This is a genomic window from Chitinophaga sp. GbtcB8, assembly GCF_019091455.1.
In the GTDB taxonomy this organism is placed as follows: Bacteria; Bacteroidota; Bacteroidia; order Chitinophagales; family Chitinophagaceae; genus Chitinophaga.
The window spans coordinates 26,566-48,295 of record NZ_JAGXJN010000004.1; the positions used below are offsets into that span (position 1 = coordinate 26,566).

Genomic DNA, 21,730 nt, shown 5'->3' on the forward strand with positions numbered 1-21,730 from the left:
TCATTACGAACTACGCTTAAGCAAAAAGTCCCGCATCTTGCCTGCGGGACTTTTGTTTTATCACTTGATAACTAGTTTGTTAACAATTGGTGCAACATGCCCGCAACCTGCTCCAGACCTGCTTCTTAAGCTTGCAGGACACCGCAGGAATAATATGTTGACGGTTGCGTGACATTTTTTTTCTTTTGCTGCAACAAAGATATTTTTATTTTTTTATTGCACAAAATCCAAAAGATATTTTTTTTTGAGAATTAAGGTTTTTTTCATAAAAGCCGGTCCACAGTCCACGGATTACAGTCAACAACAGGTTATGAACACTTACCGCCCGGCGCCCTCTGTAGCCCGTGGTCTGTGGACTGCCCCTATCAGAAAAGCCGTAATTGCTGCTGCGGCCTTTGAAACAGCGAAGTATTTAATTCAAGCTTCTCCATATTCAACCCGTTCTTTTTAGTATGGATCTTAAACTGCTGGCGGATCAGGTCTGCTACATTGCCCTCTCCCCGCATGCGGCGCCCAAACTCACTATCGTTCACCTTCCCTCCGTGCATGCTTTCTACCAGGTGCCATACCTTATCTGCCCGGTCAGGGAAGTTCTTATAAAGCCAGTCATTGAAAATGATCTTTATGGCATCATTTAACCGTACAATGGTGTAACCGGCAAACTTAGCCCCGTTCTGGGCGGCCATTTCCAGCAGCTGAGGCATTTCATGCTCATTAAGCCCGGGTATCATGGGGGCGGTCATTACCCCTACGGGTATCCCGGCATCACTTAACTCTTTGACTATACGAAAACGCTGTGCAGCCGTAGTGGTACGGGGCTCCATTTTTAAACGCAGGTCCTCCTGCAGGGAGGTAATGGATACATAAACACATACCAGCTGGTCCTGCGCCAGTTTCTGTAACAGGTATTTATCCCGCAGCACCAGTGCATTTTTAGTAATAATACCCAGGGGCTGTTTATATTCCAGGGCTACTTCCAGCAGCTGGCGGGTGATCCACATTTTACGCTCCACCGGCTGGTAACAATCCGTGTTCCCGGAAAGGCTGATAGGCTTTGGCGCCCAGTTCTTATTATCCAGGAACTTGCGCAGCAGCTCCGGGGCATTTCTTTTTACTACGATCTTGCGCTCAAAATCCAGCCCGGCGCTCATGCCCCAGTACTGGTGCGAGTTACGCGCATAACAATAGATACAGCCATGCTCACAGCCCTGGTAAGGATTCATGGAGTACCACATCCCCACATCCGGGCTATCTACCTTATTCACCAATGATTTTGCATGCTCCTCAATGATCTGGGTAGGCACATCCGCCTGCCACCATTCATCGATCCCTTCCGGGTGATCCTGCGCGTATTCACTTTGCAGGAATTTATTCTTTGGATTGAGCTGCGCACCCCTGCCCTTATAATATGGATCTTCAGGTGCGCCCCCTTCCTGGAAAGGCAAAGTCATATACTAATTATTTTAGTAAAAATACTAAATTAATTAGCTATTTACCAAATTAAACATGGATTAGATATGCACATGTGTTAAATGTGAAGATGTGCACATCTGCACATTATATAATTCCCATTTGCTGCATCAGGAAAGTAGCATTCTTGTTGTGGGCAATGCCCTCGCGGATGCGGTAATCGAAGTATAAGCGATTTTCCTGGATGGTACTTTCAAAACAATAGTTCCTGATCTGCTGCGGGTATACCTGTTCCAGCTGTCCCAGCTCCAGGTCGTGAGTGGCTATCATGCCCATGCAATTATATTGCAAAAGATGGGTGATCAATTGTTGTGAGCCGGTAAGCTTGTCAGCGGAGTTGGTGCCTTTCAATATCTCATCCAGCAATATAAATACGTTGCCGCCGCGCTGCAGCACTTTTACGATCTGCTGCAGGCGTAACAGCTCTGCCTGGAAATAAGAGGTATGCCGGGCAATGGAATCCTTAATACGCATGGAGGTCATGATGTGCGCAGGCGTAAAGGAAAACCTTTCCGCACATACCGGCGCACCACACATGGCCAGCAGCAGGTTGCTGCCTACACTGCGCAAAAAAGTGCTTTTGCCGCTCATGTTAGAACCGGTAATAATGAGGAAATGCTGCGGACGGCCTACTGTAATGCTATTGGTTACGCATTCTTTGGCCGGTATCAGCGGGTGGCCTACTGCCGCGGCTTCCAGCCCGCCCTGTTCCGTAGCTTCCGGGAAGATGTATGCGGGATGGTTAAAGGCAAAAGTGGCCAGGCTGCCCCAGGCTTCCAAACGTGCAATTACCTGCATCCAGTCCTGCACCTGGTGCTGGTAGCGGGCTTTCCATTTTTCCAGGCTAAACATGCAATGCAGGCTGTATAACACCAAAGAGTTCAGGACGGTAGCTACTATCAGGTTCAGACTTTGATCCAGCGCATTGCTGATGCGGGCCAGCCGGTGCAGCGCATCCCCTGCTACTGCGGCCTGCTCCTGCTGCGTTTTAAGCAGCGCGGATGTTTCAAACGATTCTTTTTTTACCAGCTGCAGCAGCGTGGCAAACTTGCGTAATACCTGCTCCTTATTGCTTAACTGCTGATGCTGCGCCAGCATTTGCCTGGAATTTGATCCCAGCAGCAGCCAGTTTACCATCAAGAAAAAAGTGGCGGGGTAATAATTGCGGGTATAGCTATATATAATGATGCTGATGATCAAACAGGCCGGGCTTAGCCAGCTGAGTAAACGCAGCCATTTTTTATCTTTAAAAGAGAAAGGCATTTGCAGCCATTGCTGCAGGGAGGCCCGGTCAGCAGGGGTTTCATGCGCCAGCATGGCCTGCGCGGTAAGCAGCTGCCGGAACTCCACTTTCGGCGTAAGCTCTTTTACAGCAGCCTGCATTTGTTGTATGGCGGCGGTTTCCTGTAAAGGGAACTGCAGCGCATAAGCCAGCTCCTGCCTGCCCATTAAGGTACCGGTACGGTTTAGATGCTGGTATAAGGATGCAGGGCCAAAAACATCGAGATCCGTACCAAAGGGGTGCTGCTCCTCCACAAAATCATTCCCCGCCTCAAACCGGGATTCATAGGTAGTTTGCAGGTGCAGCTCCTTTTCATTCAGCTGCTGCAAGGTTAACAGCAGCTCTAGCTTATCCTTTACCCGCTGATATTTGGCCAGGGCATATATAAAACCTGCCAGCAGCGCCAATATAGGCAGCCACCATACGGGTTCAAAATTCTTTGCAATGTATTGCCAGGCGCATACCAGTATGCCCACAAAGCAGCCCAGGCGCACCCAGCCCAATACCTGCAGCTGGCCGCGGGCCTTTGTGATCTGTTGTTGCAGCTGGGCTAAACGGTCGGCGTAAATTTTTTCCGGGGGCATGGCGAGGGAAAATGCTTTGAAATTATAAACTGTATTGTCTTTTCAGCAGTTCCGGGTATTCCTGGCTCACTTTCATGATCAGCTCACCAAACAGGGTATTGCCCCAGGAAAACCAGGGGCGGGTGAACTTGGTCGGATCATCCTTCTGGTAAGATTCATGGATAAACCCTTTATCCCCATCCGTATTACGGATGGTACGGATGCATTCTGCAATCTCCTCCTTGTTCTGCGTGGTCATGGCTTTCATGATAATGCTCATGGGCCAGATGTAGTCTACACCCGTGTGCGGGCTGCCTACGCCATCACCATATTTACCCTGGTAAAACCATGGGTGAAAAGTGCTCCATACAAAACGGCGGGCCGTCTGGTACAGCGGATCATCGGCCGTGGTATATCCCAGGTAAGGGATGGATAAGAGGCTGGGCACATTGGTATCGTCAATAAACAGGCGGTTGCCAAATCCATCTACCTCAAAAGCATACATATGGCCCAGCTGCGGATGTTCTACCACGGCATAAGCCTTAATAGCACGGTCTACTTCGTTGGCCAGGTCTGTACATTCTTTGGCAAAAGCGGCATCCTTCCAAACGGTGTTGCTGATCTCCGCCAGCTGCCGCAGGGATACTACGGCAAACATATTAGAGGGGATCAGGAAGGGAAACACCGTAGCATCATCCGAAGGACGGAAAGTAGATACAATAAGCCCTACCGGGGAAATGGGCGCGCCATAACCGCTGTTGGCCACAGTATCTGACTGCACCGGCGTAACACGCTGAAACTTGTAAGGGCCTTTGCCGTCTTTACGCTGCTGCTCTTTGAAAGTTTTTACGATCAGGGCAGATGATTTGCGGTAGCTATCATCCAGCACCTTGGTATCGCCGCTGATCTTCCAGTAATGGTAGGCCAGGCGTACGGTATAACAAAGGGAATCTATTTCCCATTTGCGCTCATGCAGCTCCGGCTTCATATCAGTAATATCCTTATCCCACTCGCTGCCGGTGGGGCCTTCGTTAAAGGCGTTGACATAAGGATCTATTAAAATGCATTTCGTTTGACGGTTAATAACACCGGCAATCAGCTGCTGCAGGGCATTGTCCTCTTTCACCAGCGGCAGGTAAGGCCATACCTGGGCAGAGGAATCGCGCAGCCACATAGCATGAATATCACCTGTAAGCACAAACGTATCCGGGCGGCCGTCTATAGTTTTATGGTTTACAGTAGTATCCAGCGTTTTGGGAAAGCAGTTCTCAAACATCCAGGCCAGCTTGGGATCGGCTATCTGTTTTTTGATAGAGGTAATTGCTTTTTCCACTGCCTGGCTGGTGAACTTACGTTGTGCCAGCGGCGGGCGTTGTGAGGCATAACCATCCCAACCCAATACCTGTTTAGGAAACCCCAGCCCTATTGCGCCTGCCAGGAGGCTGCTGTTACGGATAAAATCTCTTCGTGCTACCATGGAATTATAACTTATGAAAGCGCAAGATATAAAAATAGTTGGCAGTATAAACCCCAACTATCGTTCATCTTCCTCCTCTGCTTCGTCATCATCTGCACGGAGCTTTACAAAAGCGCTTCTGCGCGGGGCGGGCATAACGGCCTGCTCGCCATGAATAGCTTTCCATACCACTTCATTCAGATCCAGGTCCGGGGCACGGTCTTCATGCTCCAGGTCAAAGGCCGCGGAACGCCGGGCGCTCTCATTCCAGGCAGTGTTACGTTCTTCCAGGCTTACATTCGCCTCCCGCGCTGTATAGGGGCGCAGGTCCGGGGTGGGGGTAAAACATTCCCATAAAGGCGTGGCAGCAGCATCATACTGGCTCATTGGCGGCAGGCCCAGGATCAGCTCCATGGTGCGCAACACTCCCGCGGTGGCATACATGTTATGCACCGGGGTTTTCCGTTTGGTATAAGGGCTTATCACGTATACGGGGGAACGGTGTGCATCCACATGGTCGGAGCCATTCTGCGCATCATCTTCCAGAATAAAAATGGCGCTTTCTTTCCATACAGGGCTATGGGAGATGTGCTCTATCAGCCGGCCCACTGCCAGGTCATTATCTGCCACAGCGGCAAAAGGTGTATAGGCGCCCTTGCGCATACCGCTGGTATGATCATTGCCCAGGCGTATAGTATTAAAATGCGGTAAGGCCCCTGCAGCCACTAACGAGTCAAAGTCCTGCGCCCACAATTGCTGCCGGTGAATATCCTGTATGGCCAGGTCAAAAGCCGGATACCCTATACAGAAATGACCTTCCAGCGATTTCAGGTTAGTTTTATTGCTTTCTGCAAACTCGCCATAGGTGCGGTAGCTTACCCCTGCCCGCTGGCAGTAGTCCCAGATAAAACCTTTTTTAGGGTAGGCTATTTTACGGCTGCCTTCATAATCATAGGTGCCGCCACGTTTGCCATAACTGGTAGGCCAGGTTTTTTCCACATAATCGGTGGCATAAGCAGCCATAGACCAGTTGTGCCCATCTGCACTTACTTCTGCATCTACATAAAAATTATCCAGCAGCACAAACTCGCTGGCCAGGGCATGCTGGTTAGGAGTGATCTTTTCCGGGAATATACACAGGCTGCTATCGCCGTTACCTTCCCGCATATCGCCCAGCACCTGGTCGTACGTGCGGTTTTCCTTGATCACATAAAACACATATTTGATCGGCGAAACATCGCCCTGCTTTTGCGGAATAGGATTACCTGCTGCTCCCGGCGCCAGCTGCTCCCGGGCTTTGGTGTAAGGCGTATTTTCATATACCAGCCCTGACCAGCGGCTGAGTGTTGCCTCATCTGGCTCGCTGAATATGGAAAGGGTGCCCTTAAACAACGCCGCAATATATTGTACCGGCTTATCGGCCCGTGTATTGCCTTCATGGCGGCCGGCCGCATCCTGCCGGCGAATGGGGTTAGGCCCCTCCGGGTTAGCCAGGGAGGTAAATCCTTTGCCATTGGCCACCAGCACTTTTTTACCCAATACCCTTACACAGGAAGGATACCAGCCTACCGGTATAAAACCCCTGGAACGGCTTTTACCCGGCTTTTCCACGTCAAATACCGCCAGGCAGTTATTGTCTGCATTGGCAATGTACAGCGTGCGGTTGTTGGCGGAAAGGGCCAAGCCATTAGTAGTGGAGCCTGCAGGCGCACCGGGGTATAAAGCAGTATTGAGGGTTTCGATCACTTTACCGGTGCTTACGTTTATAACAGATACAGTATTATCATTGGCATTAGCCACATACAGGTAACGGCCATTAGAAGAAAGTATCAGCTCATTCGGATGGCTTTCTGTTGCAATGCTGGTTGTAATACGCTGCTGTTTTGTATTAAACACAGCTACCTTATCCGCTCCCCACAGGGAAATGTAGAGCTGCTTGCCATCCGGCGACAGCACACAGGTATAGGCTTCTGCTTCCAGAGCCACCTTGTTCTGGACCTTGTTAGTGGTAAGGTCTATAATATACAGGCTGTTATTTTCCTTGGTTACTACATACAGCTTTTTATGCGCATCATCTATGGCTATACCGGCAGGTCCTATTTTTTCCGGCCAGGGTTTGCCCAGGGAAATGCTGTCTGCCAGCTGCAGCTTGTTATTATTAATAGCATATTTCCAGATCACATTATCATTACCGCCGGATGCATACAGGTATTTTTCATCTTTACTAAAGGCCAGGCCCAGCCAGGATTTGGGAATGGTCACCTCATCCAGCAGGGTTTCCTTTGCTGTAGCTATGAGCTGAATGGTTTGCCGGCCCTGCCCGTTATTGGTAACTGCCAGAAATTTGCCGGAGCTGGATAATACCATGTTCAACGGCAGATCGCCCAGGGGCAGGGAACGCCCCACTGGCGTAAGGGACCAGCCATTGGGCAGGGTAATGCGGCGGGCAGCAGTATCAGTGGTTTTCTTTTGTGCCATAACCGGTAAGGCGGTTACGAGGGCCAGGATCCAGCATAGTTTTTTCATCAGTGCATATTTTGAAACAGGAAGAGGGTAAAGTTAGAAAGGGCTGTGTAAAATAGGGAAATGTTCACTGTAAATTAATGGTACCATAACAACTACCGTGCTTGTGTGCCGTGCTGCCCCTATTTTCGTAACTTGCAACGTTGGCTTATACCAATGGAAAACTGATATTATGAGTTATACACCAAAGCATAAAGTACGCATTGTTACTGCTGCGGCTTTATTTGACGGGCATGATGCCGCCATTAACATCATGCGCCGGATTATGCAATCCAAGGGCGCAGAGGTGATACACCTGGGCCATAACCGCTCTGCCGCTGAAATTGTAGACTGCGCCATCCAGGAAGATGCACAGGGTATTGCCGTTACCTCTTACCAGGGCGGGCACGTAGAATTCTTTAAATACATGTACGATCTGCTGCAGGAAAAACACTGCGGCCATATTAAAATATTCGGTGGCGGCGGCGGCACCATTTTACCGGTTGAAATTGATGAGCTGCATGCCTATGGCATTACCCGCCTGTACTCCCCGGATGACGGACGGCACATGGGCCTGGAAGGCATGATCGAAGATGTAATACGCCAGTGCGATTTTCTGACCGTACCCGTGCTGAACGGGCAGCTGCAGAAATTAGCCGATAAACAATACAAGATCATTGCGCAGGCCATTACCATTGCAGAAAACGACCAGCTGCCCGACTGGCAGCCAGACCAGCAAAAAACCAAGGCCGTACTGGGTATTACCGGTACCGGCGGGGCCGGTAAAAGTAGTGTAACAGATGAGCTGGTGCGCCGCTTCCTGCACAACTTTGAAGATAAGACCGTGGCAGTGATCTCTGTGGATCCCTCCAAGAAAAAGACCGGTGGCGCTTTGCTGGGCGACCGGATCCGCATGAACTCCATTCACCATCCCCGCGCCTATATGCGCTCCCTGGCTACCCGTGAAAGTGATAAAGCCATCAGTGAACATATCCAGGAAGCGGTAGACATCTGCAAGCAGGCAGGGTTTGACCTCATTATCCTGGAAACTTCCGGTATTGGCCAAAGTGATACGGCTATTACAGACCACTGCGATGTATCCCTGTATGTAATGACGCCGGAATACGGCGCAGCCTCCCAGCTGGAAAAGATCAACATGCTGGATTATGCAGATACCATTGCTATCAACAAGTTTGATAAAGCCGGCGCCTTAGATGCCTTGCATGATGTGCGCAAACAATACAAACGCAATCATGGCTTATGGACCGCAAAGGACGAAGACCTGCCGGTGGTAGGCACCATTGCCTCCCAGTTCAATGACGCCGGTATTAACCAGCTGTTTGAAAAAGTGATCCATATTATTGAATCAAAGAATGGGGTACGCTTTGGAGAAGTAACTCATGAGCGGCCCCGGGATACCACTACCAAATCGCAGATCATTCCTCCTGCGCGGGTGCGCTACCTGTCAGAGATCACAGAGGTGATCCATGATTATGGTAAATGGGTAAATGAACAAAGCGCCATTGCCAGCCAGCTGTACCAGCTGGAAGGAGTGCTGGCTATGCAGGAGGTAAAGGCCAAAGATGAATTGAATAACATAAAGGCCCATCTGCAACAGCAGCTGCACCCCAGCTGCCTGCAGCTGATTGAGAACTGGCCAAAGCTGCAGCAGCAATACACTGCAGATCACTATGAGTTCCAGGTAAGGAACAAAGTGATCAAGCTGCCTTTATATACAGCCAGCCTTTCGCAGTCGCGCATTCCCAAGATCAGCTTACCGCAATACAAAGACTGGGGCGATATACTGCGCTGGCAGCTTACGGAAAACCTGCCGGGTGAATTCCCCTATGCAGCCGGCGTGTTCCCGCTGAAACGGGAAGGGGAAGACCCCACCCGTATGTTTTCCGGGGAAGGGGGCCCGGAAGGGACCATTAAACGTTTCCCCTACGTAACACTGGACCAGCCGGCAAAGCGCCTCAGCACTGCGTTTGACAGTGTTACCCTTTATGGGGAAGACCCTGCCCACCGCCCCGATATTTATGGAAAAGTAGGCAATTCCGGGGTAAGCATTGCCACGGTAGATGATGCTAAAAAACTGTACAGCGGGTTTGATCTTTGTGATCCCAAAACCTCTGTATCCATGACCATTAATGGCCCCGCGCCCATACTGCTGGCCTTTTTCATGAATGCAGCCATTGACCAGCAATGTGAAAAATACATTTCGGAGAACGGGTTAACGGAACAGGTACAGCAGCGCATTAAAGCAAAGTTCAAAGCACATCCCTTACCGCATTATAATGGCGGTCTGCCAAAGGGCAACAGTGGCTTAGGCCTGCAGCTGCTGGGCATTTCCGGCGATGCAGTGCTGGACAGGGATGTATATGAAAAAATAAAAGCACACGCTTTAAATACTGTGCGGGGCACCGTGCAGGCAGATATACTGAAAGAAGACCAGGCGCAGAACACCTGCATTTTCTCCACCGAATTTGCATTAAAGCTTATGGGCGATGTGCAGGATTATTTTATTAAACAGCAGGTACGCAACTTTTACTCTGTAAGCATTTCCGGTTACCATATTGCGGAAGCAGGCGCCAACCCTATTACACAGCTGGCTTTTACCTTAGCGAATGGTTTTACCTATGTGGAGTATTACCTGAGCCGGGGTATGCATATAGATGATTTTGCACCCAACCTCTCTTTCTTTTTCAGCAATGGCATGGATCCTGAATATGCTGTAATAGGCCGCGTGGCGCGCCGCATATGGGCCAAAGCCATTCGTCAGAAATATAAGGGCAACGACCGTTCACAAAAGCTGAAATATCATATTCAAACCTCCGGCCGCAGCCTGCACGCGCAGGAAATAGATTTTAATGACATCCGCACCACCCTGCAAGCCCTGTACGCTATTTATGACAACTGCAATTCCCTGCACACAAATGCATACGATGAAGCCATTACCACGCCTACGGAAGAAAGTGTACGCCGTGCTATGGCCATTCAGCTGATCATTAACCAGGAGCTGGGTACGGCCAAAAATGAAAATCCTATACAGGGTTCTTTCTTTATTGAAGAGCTGACCGACCTGGTGGAAGAAGCTGTGCTGCTGGAATTTGACCGGATCACAGAACGCGGCGGGGTGCTGGGCGCTATGGAAAGAATGTACCAGCGTAATAAGATCCAGGAAGAAAGCTTATACTACGAATCACTGAAACATGACGGGCAATACCCGATCGTGGGTGTGAATACTTTCCTGAATAAAAAAGGATCCCCTACCATTATACCGGCAGAAGTGATCCGTTCCACCACGGAAGAAAAAGAATTTCAGATCAATACGCTGCAGGCGTTTCAAGCACGGCATGCAGATAAAAGTGTAAATGCTTTAAAGCAGCTGCAACAGGTAGCGGTAAATAACGGTAACCTGTTTGCGGAGCTGATGGAAACGGTGAAACACTGTTCCCTGGGGCAAATTACACATGCGCTGTATGAAGTAGGCGGGCAGTATAGAAGGAATATGTAATTGATCTTTATATCAGGAAGTGGCCGCATTTTGTGGCCACTTTTTTTATGGCTGCATTTTTAAAGGAAAGTTAGTCGCCCGGAATTACTTTCCCCTGCGCAAAAAATACTGTGCAAGGGAAAGTAAAACAACAAGGCATCCGGCAAATTGCGGAAAGACTACAAGTTTTCATTACGTGGAATTATAAATCAGCAGTATGTTGATCCTGGATCTTCCTGGTTCATTAAATAAAATGGCTTGTTTCTTTTTAGAATGACGGTAACAAATAGGTTTTCCTTTTCAAAAAAGACGATAACAAGTTTGCTTTAAAACAGAATAGCGTGATTAATTCAGATTTTGGTTTTCAGCTTAAATCTTGGTTCTATGGTTACAACATCTAAGGATGTGTATCACTTACACAATCTTAGCTTAAATTTTTGTTAAAAAGAAATTTTTTTTAAAAGCGTATTAATTACGCTTTAAGAGATCGATGGACCATAGTCCACTCAGAACCCAATCCCTAAATACCGCTTCTTCCGCTGATCGTATTTTTCAAAATTGAATTTATACAAGCGGGCCGGCCGGTGCGGTACATCATCCTCTTCTTCATGCAGATCAACCAACAGGTCCATCGATAAAAATTTCTTTCTGAAGTTGCGCCGGTCCAGCTTTACATCCAGTATGGCTTCATACAGGTTTTGCAGCTCGCGCAGGGAGAATTTTCTAGGTAACAGGTTAAAGCCTACCGGCTGCTCTATGACCTTATGCTTTAAACGCTCGTGACAGCTGTGTAAAATTTCCCGGTGATCAAAAGCCATATCCGTTACATTCTTCACAGTATGCCAGTGCAGCTCGTTCCCGTGCTTTTTCAGCTCATTCTGCTCTATGTTCACCAGTGAATAATAGGCTACTGTAATTACCCGTCCTGCGGGATGCCGCTGCACGCCGCCAAAGGTCTGCACCTGCTCCATGTACACATGATCCAGGCCTGTGCGGGTTTTCAGCACACGGTAGGCCGCTTCGTCCAGCTCTTCTTCAGGGCGTACAATATCGCCCAGTAATGACCATTTACCTGTAAATTCATTGAGGTCGGATTTTATCAGCAATACTTTTAGTTCATCATTGTCAAAGCCAAAGATGACACAGTCTACCGAAATAGCCATTTTAAAGTAGGTACTGATCTCTGTCAGATGCGCATTAATGTTCTTTGCCTGCATAGCTATAAAAACGTGGAATTCTTAAATGTTAGCTTGCTCTTTGTTGTATTGGTATTCGGTTTCTTAGGGATGGCCGTCCGCTTGGTTGAATGAGCGTAATGTATTATAAAAGTTATGGGATTTTTTTATATCAACGAAAATTATTTTACACCACCTGCTTTATATACTTGTTCCCCTCCGCTGAAAGTAGCCAGCACTTTAGTTTTCAGCACTGAGTCCAACGGCATTTCCATCAGATCATGGTCCAGTATTACCAGGTCTGCCAGCTTACCCGGCTCCAGGCTGCCGCGGGTATCCTCTTCAAAACAACCTTTAGCTACCCAAATGGTCATGCCCTGCAAGGCCTGCTGCCGGGTTAATGCATTCTCTTTCTGAAAGCCGCCGGGCGGATAGTTATTGGCATCCATACGGGCTACTGCTGCCAGGAATGTTTTTAGGGGATTAATATCTTCTACCGGGAAGTCGGTCCCCAGCGGCATCCAGCCATTTTGCTGCAACAGCTGCTGGTAGATATAAGCGCTTTTAAGACGCTCCGGCCCCAGGCGGGCGCCGGCCCAGTACATATCAGAGGTGGCAAGCGTAGGCTGTACAGATGGGATAATGCTGTACTGCCCAAACAAAGGCACATCTTCCGGGGCCACTATCTGCGCATGTTCTATACGCCAGCGCCGGTCGTTCTTACCCTTTAATACGTGGCTGTATATACGCAGTATTTCGCGGTTGGCAGAATCGCCAATGGCATGCGTGCATAACTGGAACTTTGTGTTGATCAGCTGTGCGGCCCGCATGGCAAAATAGCTGCTATCCTTCAGCAGAAAGCCCTTCCAGCCTGGTTTATCTGTATAATCCTGTAACAGGCAGGCCCCGCGGGAGCCTAAAGCTCCATCTGCATAACATTTAAAACCGGCTATGTTTATATGATCCGTACGATAAGGGCCTTTGGGTAAAAAGTAGTCGTAGTTCTCCGTGCTGTCTGTTAACAGCACGTATAAACGCATTTTCAAAAGCTGCTGTTGCTGCAGGCTATCGATCATCAATGCCTCATTTTTCATAATGCCGCAATCCGCAATAGTGGTTAGGCCTGCTGCAAAACAGCTGGCAGCTGCATCCTGTAATGCTTTTTGCAAAAGGGCGCTGGTGGGTTGCGGCGCTTTGTCAAATACTATCCCCACTGCATTGTCTATTAAGATCCCGGTGAGCTTCCCATTCTTTGTTTCAACTACACCACCTGTTAAAGTTTGCCCTGCATGTACGCTGGCTGCATCCAATGCTGCCTGGTTGGCAATGGCCGCATGGCCGTCTACCCTACCCAATAAAACCGGCGTATGGGGAAACAGGCTATCCAGCACTGTTTTATCAGGAAAGGCTTTCTCCGGCCAGTCGTTCTGGTCCCAGCCCTGGCCCATCACCCACTGTGTTGCAGCCGGTGGATGGGCTGCTGTAAAGGTTTTTACACGATCTATTACCTCCCGCCAGCTTTGGGTACCCACCAGGTTCACCTGCTGCAGGCTAAAACCATAACCTATAAAATGGGCATGGGCATCAATAAATCCCGGGTATATGAAATGGCTGCCTGCATCCTGCACCTGCGGAGCAGTATACTTTTCCAGTATTTCCTGCTCGTCACCAATGGCTACTATCTTTCCATGATGGATAGCCATTGCCTGCGCCTGGCTGAAATGCGCATCCACCGTATAGATCTTTGCATGATGAATAATAAGGTCGGCTTGTTTTTTACTGCTGCAGCTCCAGCACAGGAGGGCCATACAGCAAATGGGTAATAACTTCATGAGGGAGTATTATGTATAAAAACTAAATTTACGCACAGTTTTGAATATATGTATACGAAGGAAATAGAACGCACCCTTGCCCAGCTGGCCAAAACGCTGCTGGGTAAATTAAGCAAACAACAGCTGCTCAATAACCCGGAAGAAACACTGGAAGCCTTGCAGCGCGTGATCATTTACAATGACTGGCGCTATTATGTACAAAGCGATCCGGTGCTGAGCGACTTTGAGTACGACCAGCTGTTTGCCTGGCTTAAACAGCTGGAACAGGAAAATCCGCACCTGGTAAGCCCTGATTCGCCCACACAGCGGGTAGCGCTGGGCTTAAGCAAATCGTTCCCTACCGTACAGCACCTGGTGCCCATGCTGAGCCTTGACAACTCTTACAATTCCGACGACCTGGTAGACTGGGACCGCAAAGCACGCGAGCTCACCGGCCTTACAGATATTGAATATTGTATAGAGCCTAAGTTTGACGGGGCCAGTATTTCCCTGATCTATGAAAACGACCGCCTGGTACGGGGCGCCACCCGTGGTGATGGCGTAGCCGGAGAAGATATTACCGTTAACATCCGGCAGATCCGCAATATTCCCCTCTCCGCCAACTTCAGCGCCTATGGCATTCAATCTATTGAGATCCGGGGCGAGGTGCTTATCAACAAAAACACTTTTAAAGCCTATAACGATCAGCGCACTGCAGATAACCTGCCGCCGCTGGCCAACCCACGTAATGCCGCATCCGGCTCCCTGCGCATGGTAGACCCGCGCGAAGTAGCCAAACGCGGGCTGGAAGCCTTCCTGTACCACATGAGCTATCATGTAATGGATAAAGGAAAGGAAGAGCCTAAAGAGATCCAAACCCATAGCAATACGCTGGACCTCCTGAGCCACCTGGGTTTCCGCAGTCCCGGCAAGGAAAAGAGAGTAGTGAAAGGCATAGACGCTGTAATTGACTACGTATTGAAATTTGAAGAAGAACGGGATAACCTGCCCTATGAAATAGACGGCATGGTGATAAAGGTAAATGACTATACCCTGCAGGATAAGCTGGGCATGACCACCCACCACCCGCGCTGGGCCATTGCCTATAAATTCAAAGCCCGGCAGGCTACCAGCAAGCTGCGGAAAGTAGAGTTCCAGGTAGGCCGCACCGGTTCTATTACACCGGTAGCTAAAATTGATCCCGTGCCTATTGGCGGCGTAACCGTGGGCTCTGTTTCCCTGTTCAATGAAGATGTGGTAAAGGAAAAAGATCTGAAAATAGGCGATACCGTGCTGGTAGAAAGAGCCGGTGATGTGATCCCCTACATTGTAAAGTCCGTGGCAGACCTGCGCGATGGTTCTGAGCAGGATATTGTATTTCCCAAGAACTGCCCCGTATGTAACAGCAAGCTGGAAAAACCGGAAGGAGAAAGCGTTTGGCGCTGCCCCAATATTAACTGCGAAGCGCAGGTAATAGAACGCATGATCCATTTTGTGAGTAAGGATGCCATGGATATACGCAGTTTGGGTGAAAGCAATGTGCGTAAATTCTATACCCTGGGATTAATGAAAGATATTCCCGGCATTTATGAGATGGATTTTACTGAGCTGGCAAAGCTGGAAGGTTTTGGTAAAAAATCCCTGGATAACCTGCAATCAGCTATTGAGCAATCCAAAACACAGCCCCTGCACCGGCTGATCTTTGGCCTGGGCATCCGTTATGTAGGAGAAACCACTGCCAAAACACTGGCCAATGCCATTCATCACCTCTTAGACTATACGAACTGGACGGCGGAGCAGCTGCTGGAACTGGAAGACATTGGCCCTAAAGTGGCCGGCTCCATTACGCAGTTCTTTGCCAATGCAGATAATATAGCTGTGCTGAAAAAGCTGGAATCGCTGGGTGTAACACTGGTCAATAATAAATCCTCCCAATCCGGCAGTGGCAGCCTGGAAGGCCAAACCTTCCTGTTCACCGGCACTTTAGCCAAGCTGAAACGCAGTGATGCGGAAGAAATGGTAGAACAGCAGGGTGGTAAAATACTGAGTGGCGTAAGCAGCAAGCTCAATTACCTGGTAGTAGGTGAAGATGCCGGCAGCAAGCTGGAAAAAGCAAAGAAGATCAACACCATCCGCATACTAACAGAGGACGAATTTATTAAGATGACAGAAAGCTAATTCCCATGAATGAACAGGAAGCAGGACAACATTGGAATGAAAATGCAGAAGCCTGGACCATACTGGCCCGGGCGGGATTTGATATTCACCGGGATGGTTATAACACTCCCGCATTCTTTAAGCTATTGCCGGAAATAAAAGGGCTTTCCGGTATTGATATTGGCTGCGGGGAAGGCGCCAATACCCGGCTGCTGGCAAAGAACGGCGCTGCCTTACAGGCTGTGGATATTGCAGAGAATTTTATTGCGCACGCAAAGGAAGCAGAAGATAAGGATCCCCTGGGCATTACCTATTCTATAGCCAGCGCCGCTAAGCTGCCCTTTAACAACCAGCAGTTCGACTTTGCTACCTCCTTCATGTGCCTGATGGATATTCCCCATCCGGAAGAAGCACTGAAAGAAGCTTTCCGGGTGTTGAAACCAGGCGGCTTTTTTCAATTTTCCATTACCCATCCCTGCTTTGATACTCCGCATCGCAAGAATTTAAGGAATGCAGCAGGTGAAACATATGCGGTAGAAATTGGGGGTTATTTTAACTACCAGAACGGAAAAGTAGCAGAATGGACTTTTAGCAGCGCAGCCGGTAAGCGGCAGGAGCAGTTCTCTAACTTTAAAGTACCCATGTTTAACAGAACGCTTACCCAATGGGTCAGCGCCATTGTTGATGCAGGTTTTCTGCTGGGGCGCATCAATGAACCTTACCCGGATGATGCAGTATTAGCAAAATATCCATCCTTACAGGATGCACAGGTAGTACCGTATTTTTTACATTTCCTTTGCAGAAAACCAACCGGGATATAAAATCCTACCAATAGTTATGGACGATAATTATTTCATGCAGCAGGCGCTGAAAGAAGCCCGCAAAGCTTTTGACGATGGCGAAGTACCGGTAGGCGCCGTAGTAGTGATGAATGAGCAGGTTATTGGCCGCGGCTACAACCAGGTAGAGCGCCTAAACGATTGTACGGCCCATGCAGAAATGATTGCCTTAACAGCCGCCTTCAATTCGCTGGGCAGCAAATACCTGATGGAGGCAACCCTCTATGTAACCCTGGAGCCCTGCCTGATGTGCGCCGGCGCTTTATACTGGAGCAAAATAGGCCGCATTGTTTATGCAGCCCGCGATGATAAACACAGCTACCGCCGCTCCACCGGCGACCACATTCCCTTTCACCCCAAAACCAGGCTGGAACAAGGCCCGGGAGAAACCGAAAGCCTGCAGCTGGTAAAAACATTCTTTGAGAAAAGAAGACTGCGCTGAGGTTAATTACGAATTATCAATTACGACCCCGCCCAAAGCGGCGCATAGCCTGCCCCGCCAAGCGGGGAATGCCATTGAAAATAATCGTGATTATGAATAATTACGAATTTGGGGACACAGCCATTTCAATAAAATGAGGGCCTGCGTTGATGCAGGATTGATATAGTGAATGGGTTGCAGAAAGTAATCACGCATTACTGATTTGCGGCACAGATACATCAATTACATATTGCACTATAATTACGCAACATTAACATTCCAGCGATATTCCATTTCTGATAAACGCACTACTGAATTTTTGCAGGTCCAAAGCAAGGACCTTTGCCCGGCGTGACACGAACCACCAACGCCTCATCAACCCTCCAAAGCCCATCCGCTTGATACCGCCCAATAGCCATCCAACCAGGCGGGCGCAGTCCGGCTTTGGACCTGCAAAATGAAGCACTACCAAAGTAAATTAAAACCCCAGGAAAAATTCCATTTCCAAAACCAAAATCCGTAATTTCAATACAGCCTCTGTAAACCCACGTTACACCCATAATTAATGATTATATAATACCCGCAAACACGCGGTACAGAACTTTACCAAATCTAAAATCCCAGGTCGAGACATGTAAAAATTTACACGTTTATTAACCAGTATGCTCTTATGCATACTCATAGCCCCCGTGCTATTATTTGCCCAGGAATTAAGTAGTCCGATAAAAAAAGCCCTGCAAAAATATGCAGGGCTTTTTGTTATGAGTAACCCAATTCGTAATTGACAATTCGTAATTACTTCCTGTTTCCCTGTTCCATCAGCTTATTCATTCCCATCATCTGTTGCATGGTATGGTCCATGCCTTCAGAAGAACCGTCCAGGAAGATCACGTTGCCCTTGCTGTTTTCGGCAAAGTGTTTAATGGCTTCCGTCCACATGGAGAACAGGATCACGGAAGTATCCAGGTTGGCCTGCTGCATTTCTTTGGCAGCCATGGTCATACCCTTGGCCACTTCTTCCCGGAACAGCGCCACACCCTGACCGCGCAGCTGGGCAGCCTGCCGCTCAGCTTCTGCAGCTATTTTAATGGCATTACCATCTGCTTCTGCTGCTTTGGTTTTGGTGATCAGCAAAGCCTGGCCTTCGTTTTCAGCAGCTGCTTTCAGGTTGTTGGAAGCCACTACCTGCGCCATGGATTTCATAATGGCGTCATCAAAGGTAATGTCGTTCATCTGCAGATCCAGCAGGTGATAACCCCAGCCTTCCAGCGTTTTGTCGATCTGCTCCTTTACGTTCTCCGTAATTTCCTTGCGCAGGCCCAGCACTTCAGACTGGCGCTTGGTAGCCACAAAACCACGGATACTGCCTTCAATAGTGCGGATGAGCGCCTGCATAAAGCTGCGTTCATCCATAAATTTAAAAGCTACGCTTTTAATGGTCTCTTCTTCCTGGTTCCATACGGCATACAGCAGCATGGCCTTGAAATACACATTCGCCTGGTCAATGGTAATGGCCTGGAACTCCAGCTCCACAGAGCGGTTCTGGATAGAAATGCGTTTAAATACCTTTTCAATTATGGGGATCTTGAAGTTTAAACCGGGGCGCATGATACGGCTGTACTTGCCGAAAATAGTAGTAATTGCAATAGTACCTTGCTGGACGGTTACAAACGACGAAAAGAAAACCCAGAGAATTAAAAGGACAATGATGGTGGTAAATACAATACTCGGCATATGCAGGGATTTGGATTTAGAGAATAAATATAACCAAATTGCCGAATATATATGTTAAGGAAAAACAAACAACGGATGAAGGCCTTTTCCTAATGGTTATAGTAAACAGGAATCCCTGATACTATTAACACTCACTAAATTAGTCGTGTTTCTTCTGCGATGAAATACCCAAGCTTGGGTATTTTTTAAAAAATTTTGTTAATATGTTCTTACTGGAACCCGATCTTACGGGCAATGGTCACCAGCTCTGTAGTATTCCGCACCTTTAGCTTCAGGCGTATGTTCTTGCGGTGGGTTTCCACCGTATGGCGGCTCAGGTTCAGCTGCTGGGCAATCTCTTTATTGTTCAAGCCCTTTACGGCCAGCGCCAGCACATCTTTTTCACGAAAGGTGAGCTTATGCAGCAGGCTCTCATTCTGCCGGCGCAGCACTTCGCTCATTGCATCGGCCAGCTGGGTATGGGTATCAATGGCCATGGTCAGGTCCAGGAAGGTGCAGATCACATCTTTTACCTCCCCTTTCTCATCATGACTGAAAGGAATGGTTAAGCCCACCAGCCAGCGCCAGTCGCGCTGCCCACGGGGCCGCACCCGGGTTACGCCGCCAAAAATATTCTTATTGTTCTGGAAAGATTCCTGGGCAATACGGGTTATCTCAAAATCATCAGGGTGTATGAATTGCCGGAAAAATTCCAGGCCCAGTGTATGCATTTCCGTTAAAGTGTAACCGGTAAAGGTTTCCATATATGCATTACACCAGCTTACCTGGCTGTTGCGCTGGTCGGCGGTAAACACCATTGCCGGCACATGATGCAGCATGTTTTCCAGCCACTGTACGCGTTCTTTTAATTGCCTGTGCTCCTTCTGCAATGCTGCGGTGGATGGGTTTGGTTTCATGCCAGGGTCTTCAGTCTGCATACGTTAAGTTTTAAACAAACAATAATGAAACGGGCTCTCACGTATTAGTATATACGAAAAAATATGTATATGAAAAGCTGTTGCAACGCTTATTCTGTAAATTTAAAATAAAAACCTATATGTGCAAGGTTATTTTGCAGGCGGGTCAATGCCGGTCCATAGTCCATAGTCCACTGCCTGTATCAATTGTGCCACAGCTAACATAATGCTGAGGCACTAATGTTATTTCTGCAATCTTTTGTATTATTTAAACCCCTGTTAACAATCACCTGTAATCCTTTGCACTACTGCCATATGTTGTATGCCATGGATATAGACTATAGACTATGGACTAACTATGTTTGATTATTCCCCTATTAGGCAGTAAATTTGAAACCCGTAAAATTTATACTTATTCATTAACCATAAAAAATCAAGTTATGGCATTTACACTTCCGAGCTTACCATATGCAACCGACGCATTGGAACCGCATATTGATAAAACCACCATGGAAATTCACCATGGCAAACACCATCAGGCTTATGTAGATAACCTGAATAAAGCCGTTGCCGGTACTGAGCATGAAAATAAATCACTGGATGAGCTGGTAGCCAGCGCCGGTAAAATAAGCCCTGCTGTACGCAACAATGGCGGCGGTCACTGGAACCACAGCTTCTTCTGGCAGATCCTGGGCCCCAATGCAGGCGGCGAGCCTAAAGGCGCACTGGCCGAAGCTATTAAAAGCACCTTTGGCTCTTTTGATGAGTTCAAAGAAAAGCTGAACGCTGCCGGCGCTACCCGCTTTGGTTCTGGCTGGGCCTGGTTAATTGTAAAGGATGGCAAACTGGAAGTAACTTCTACCCCCAACCAGGACAATCCCCTGATGGATGTGGCTGAAGTTAAAGGCACTCCTGTTTTAGGTGTGGACGTATGGGAACATGCTTACTACCTGAAATATCAGAACCGCCGCCCGGAATACCTGAAAGCATTCTGGAATGCTGTTAACTGGGATGCCGTTAGCAAAAACTATGATGCAGCGGTGAAAAAATAGTCACCAGCTACCTATAACAAAAAAGCATCTCATGTACGTGAGATGCTTTTTTTATGTAGTAAGTGCTGATTACTTCAGCTCTTTGATCTTTACATTCTTAAACCAAATTTCGCTGCCATGGTCCTGCAGGTCTATATGGCCCTTTTTGGTAGCGCCATATCCCTTGGCATCTTTCCATTTACCGGTTTCCTTGGCTTTCTTCCACTCCGGTGAGCCAATAGTATATTCAGCTGTTTTTTGCCCGTTCAGCCAGTGTTCCACATGCCCCTTATTTACAGTAATGCGGGCCTGGTTCCATTCGCCAATGGGTTTTGCAGCAGCTACCAGCGGATCGCCCATAGCGTAGTTAGCGCCGGTCTTTTGCCAGCCTTCCAGCTTTTCAGGGAAGTTCTCATCATCTATCAATTGATATTCCGGGCCGCTCTTATACGCTGCATCAAATTCTTCTGATGCCAGGTAAATGATGCCGCTGTTGCCTTTAGGAGCCAGCTTCCAGTCGGCCTGCAGCTCAAAATTATCATAGGTGCCATCGGAAGTAAGATCGGCCCTTTTATCACTTTTATCTTTTTCGCTGCCCAGGCAATGCAGGGTACCATTTTCTGCTACCCAGCTATTGGAGGTTTTGCCCTTGTAAATATGCCAGCCATCCAGGTTCTGCCCGTTAAACAACAATTTCCAGCCATCTGCTTTTTCAGCATCGGTTAATACATTGGCCGGCGCCGTATCTGCAGTAGAGGCAGTAGCAGCTGCGGTTGTATCAGCGCTCACAGTGGTGGAATCGGTGCTGCTTTCCGGGGTAGATGCATTACCGCATGCCATTGCAGCAACGGTTAACACAGATAAAGCCGGAACAAATAATTTTCTCATGATCAGTAT

General features: G+C 48.3%; 14 protein-coding genes. 5 read left to right on the top strand and 9 right to left on the bottom strand.

Translation table 11 applies throughout. From position 1 onward, the window contains the following. Positions 1-365: 365 nt before the first annotated feature. The 4 genes from KVT36_RS06580 to KVT36_RS06595 all read right to left on the bottom strand — a co-directional run bounded on the left by KVT36_RS06580 (position 366) and on the right by KVT36_RS06595 (position 7,297). Positions 366-1,451: a PA0069 family radical SAM protein gene (locus KVT36_RS06580; protein ID WP_217602713.1), complete on the bottom strand. Its 1,086-nt coding sequence runs from the start codon at positions 1,449-1,451 to the stop codon at positions 366-368. Between the two features lie 106 nt (positions 1,452-1,557). Then, positions 1,558-3,336: a hypothetical protein gene (locus tag KVT36_RS06585; protein ID WP_217602714.1), complete on the bottom strand. Its 1,779-nt coding sequence runs from the start codon at positions 3,334-3,336 to the stop codon at positions 1,558-1,560. Positions 3,337-3,358: 22 nt separating this feature from the next. Beyond that, positions 3,359-4,792, bottom strand: a complete 1,434-nt coding sequence (locus KVT36_RS06590) for a glycoside hydrolase family 125 protein (RefSeq protein ID WP_217602715.1) — start codon at positions 4,790-4,792, stop codon at positions 3,359-3,361. 57 nt (positions 4,793-4,849) lie between these two features. Then, positions 4,850-7,297: a bifunctional YncE family protein/alkaline phosphatase family protein gene (locus KVT36_RS06595; RefSeq protein ID WP_217602716.1), complete on the bottom strand. Its 2,448-nt coding sequence runs from the start codon at positions 7,295-7,297 to the stop codon at positions 4,850-4,852. Between the two features lie 169 nt (positions 7,298-7,466). Here KVT36_RS06595 and KVT36_RS06600 point away from each other — a divergent pair, with 169 nt between their 5' ends. Next, a complete protein-coding gene (locus KVT36_RS06600; RefSeq protein WP_217602717.1) occupies positions 7,467-10,790 on the top strand; it encodes a methylmalonyl-CoA mutase family protein in 3,324 nt (1,107 codons plus the stop codon). 485 nt (positions 10,791-11,275) lie between these two features. Here KVT36_RS06600 and KVT36_RS06605 read toward each other — a convergent pair whose 3' ends face one another. Together KVT36_RS06605 and KVT36_RS06610 are read right to left on the bottom strand one after the other, a co-directional pair. Next, positions 11,276-11,986, bottom strand: a complete 711-nt coding sequence (locus KVT36_RS06605; RefSeq protein ID WP_217602718.1) for an NUDIX domain-containing protein — start codon at positions 11,984-11,986, stop codon at positions 11,276-11,278. Between the two features lie 140 nt (positions 11,987-12,126). Further along, positions 12,127-13,776: an amidohydrolase gene (locus tag KVT36_RS06610; RefSeq protein ID WP_217602719.1), complete on the bottom strand. Its 1,650-nt coding sequence runs from the start codon at positions 13,774-13,776 to the stop codon at positions 12,127-12,129. Between the two features lie 48 nt (positions 13,777-13,824). On the opposite strand from KVT36_RS06610, the gene ligA reads away from it, so the two are divergent. The 3 genes from ligA to KVT36_RS06625 are packed head-to-tail and all read left to right on the top strand — an operon-like array spanning position 13,825 to position 17,193. Then, positions 13,825-15,933: an NAD-dependent DNA ligase LigA gene (ligA, locus tag KVT36_RS06615; protein WP_217602720.1), complete on the top strand. Its 2,109-nt coding sequence runs from the start codon at positions 13,825-13,827 to the stop codon at positions 15,931-15,933. A 5-nt stretch (positions 15,934-15,938) separates the two neighbouring features. Beyond that, positions 15,939-16,733, top strand: a complete 795-nt coding sequence (locus KVT36_RS06620; protein WP_217602721.1) for a class I SAM-dependent methyltransferase — start codon at positions 15,939-15,941, stop codon at positions 16,731-16,733. Between the two features lie 16 nt (positions 16,734-16,749). Beyond that, positions 16,750-17,193 carry a nucleoside deaminase gene (locus KVT36_RS06625; RefSeq protein ID WP_089907588.1) on the top strand — a complete coding sequence of 148 codons (444 nt, stop codon included), beginning with the start codon at positions 16,750-16,752 and terminating at the stop codon, positions 17,191-17,193. A gap of 774 nt (positions 17,194-17,967) precedes the next feature. Here KVT36_RS06625 and KVT36_RS06630 read toward each other — a convergent pair. Then, the gene (locus tag KVT36_RS06630) at positions 17,968-18,906 is read right to left on the bottom strand and encodes an SPFH domain-containing protein (protein ID WP_217602722.1); all 939 of its coding nucleotides are present in this window, start codon (positions 18,904-18,906) and stop codon (positions 17,968-17,970) included. Positions 18,907-19,115: 209 nt separating this feature from the next. Continuing rightward, a complete protein-coding gene (locus KVT36_RS06635; protein WP_217602723.1) occupies positions 19,116-19,823 on the bottom strand; it encodes a LuxR C-terminal-related transcriptional regulator in 708 nt (235 codons plus the stop codon). Positions 19,824-20,242: 419 nt separating this feature from the next. Here KVT36_RS06635 and KVT36_RS06640 point away from each other — a divergent pair, with 419 nt between their 5' ends. Further along, entirely contained in the window at positions 20,243-20,854 is a 612-nt protein-coding gene (locus KVT36_RS06640; RefSeq protein WP_089908432.1) for a superoxide dismutase, read from the top strand. 69 nt (positions 20,855-20,923) lie between these two features. On the opposite strand, the gene KVT36_RS06645 is transcribed toward KVT36_RS06640, so the two are convergent. Further along, entirely contained in the window at positions 20,924-21,721 is a 798-nt protein-coding gene (locus KVT36_RS06645) for a DUF1080 domain-containing protein (RefSeq protein WP_217602724.1), read from the bottom strand. Positions 21,722-21,730 lie beyond the last annotated feature (9 nt).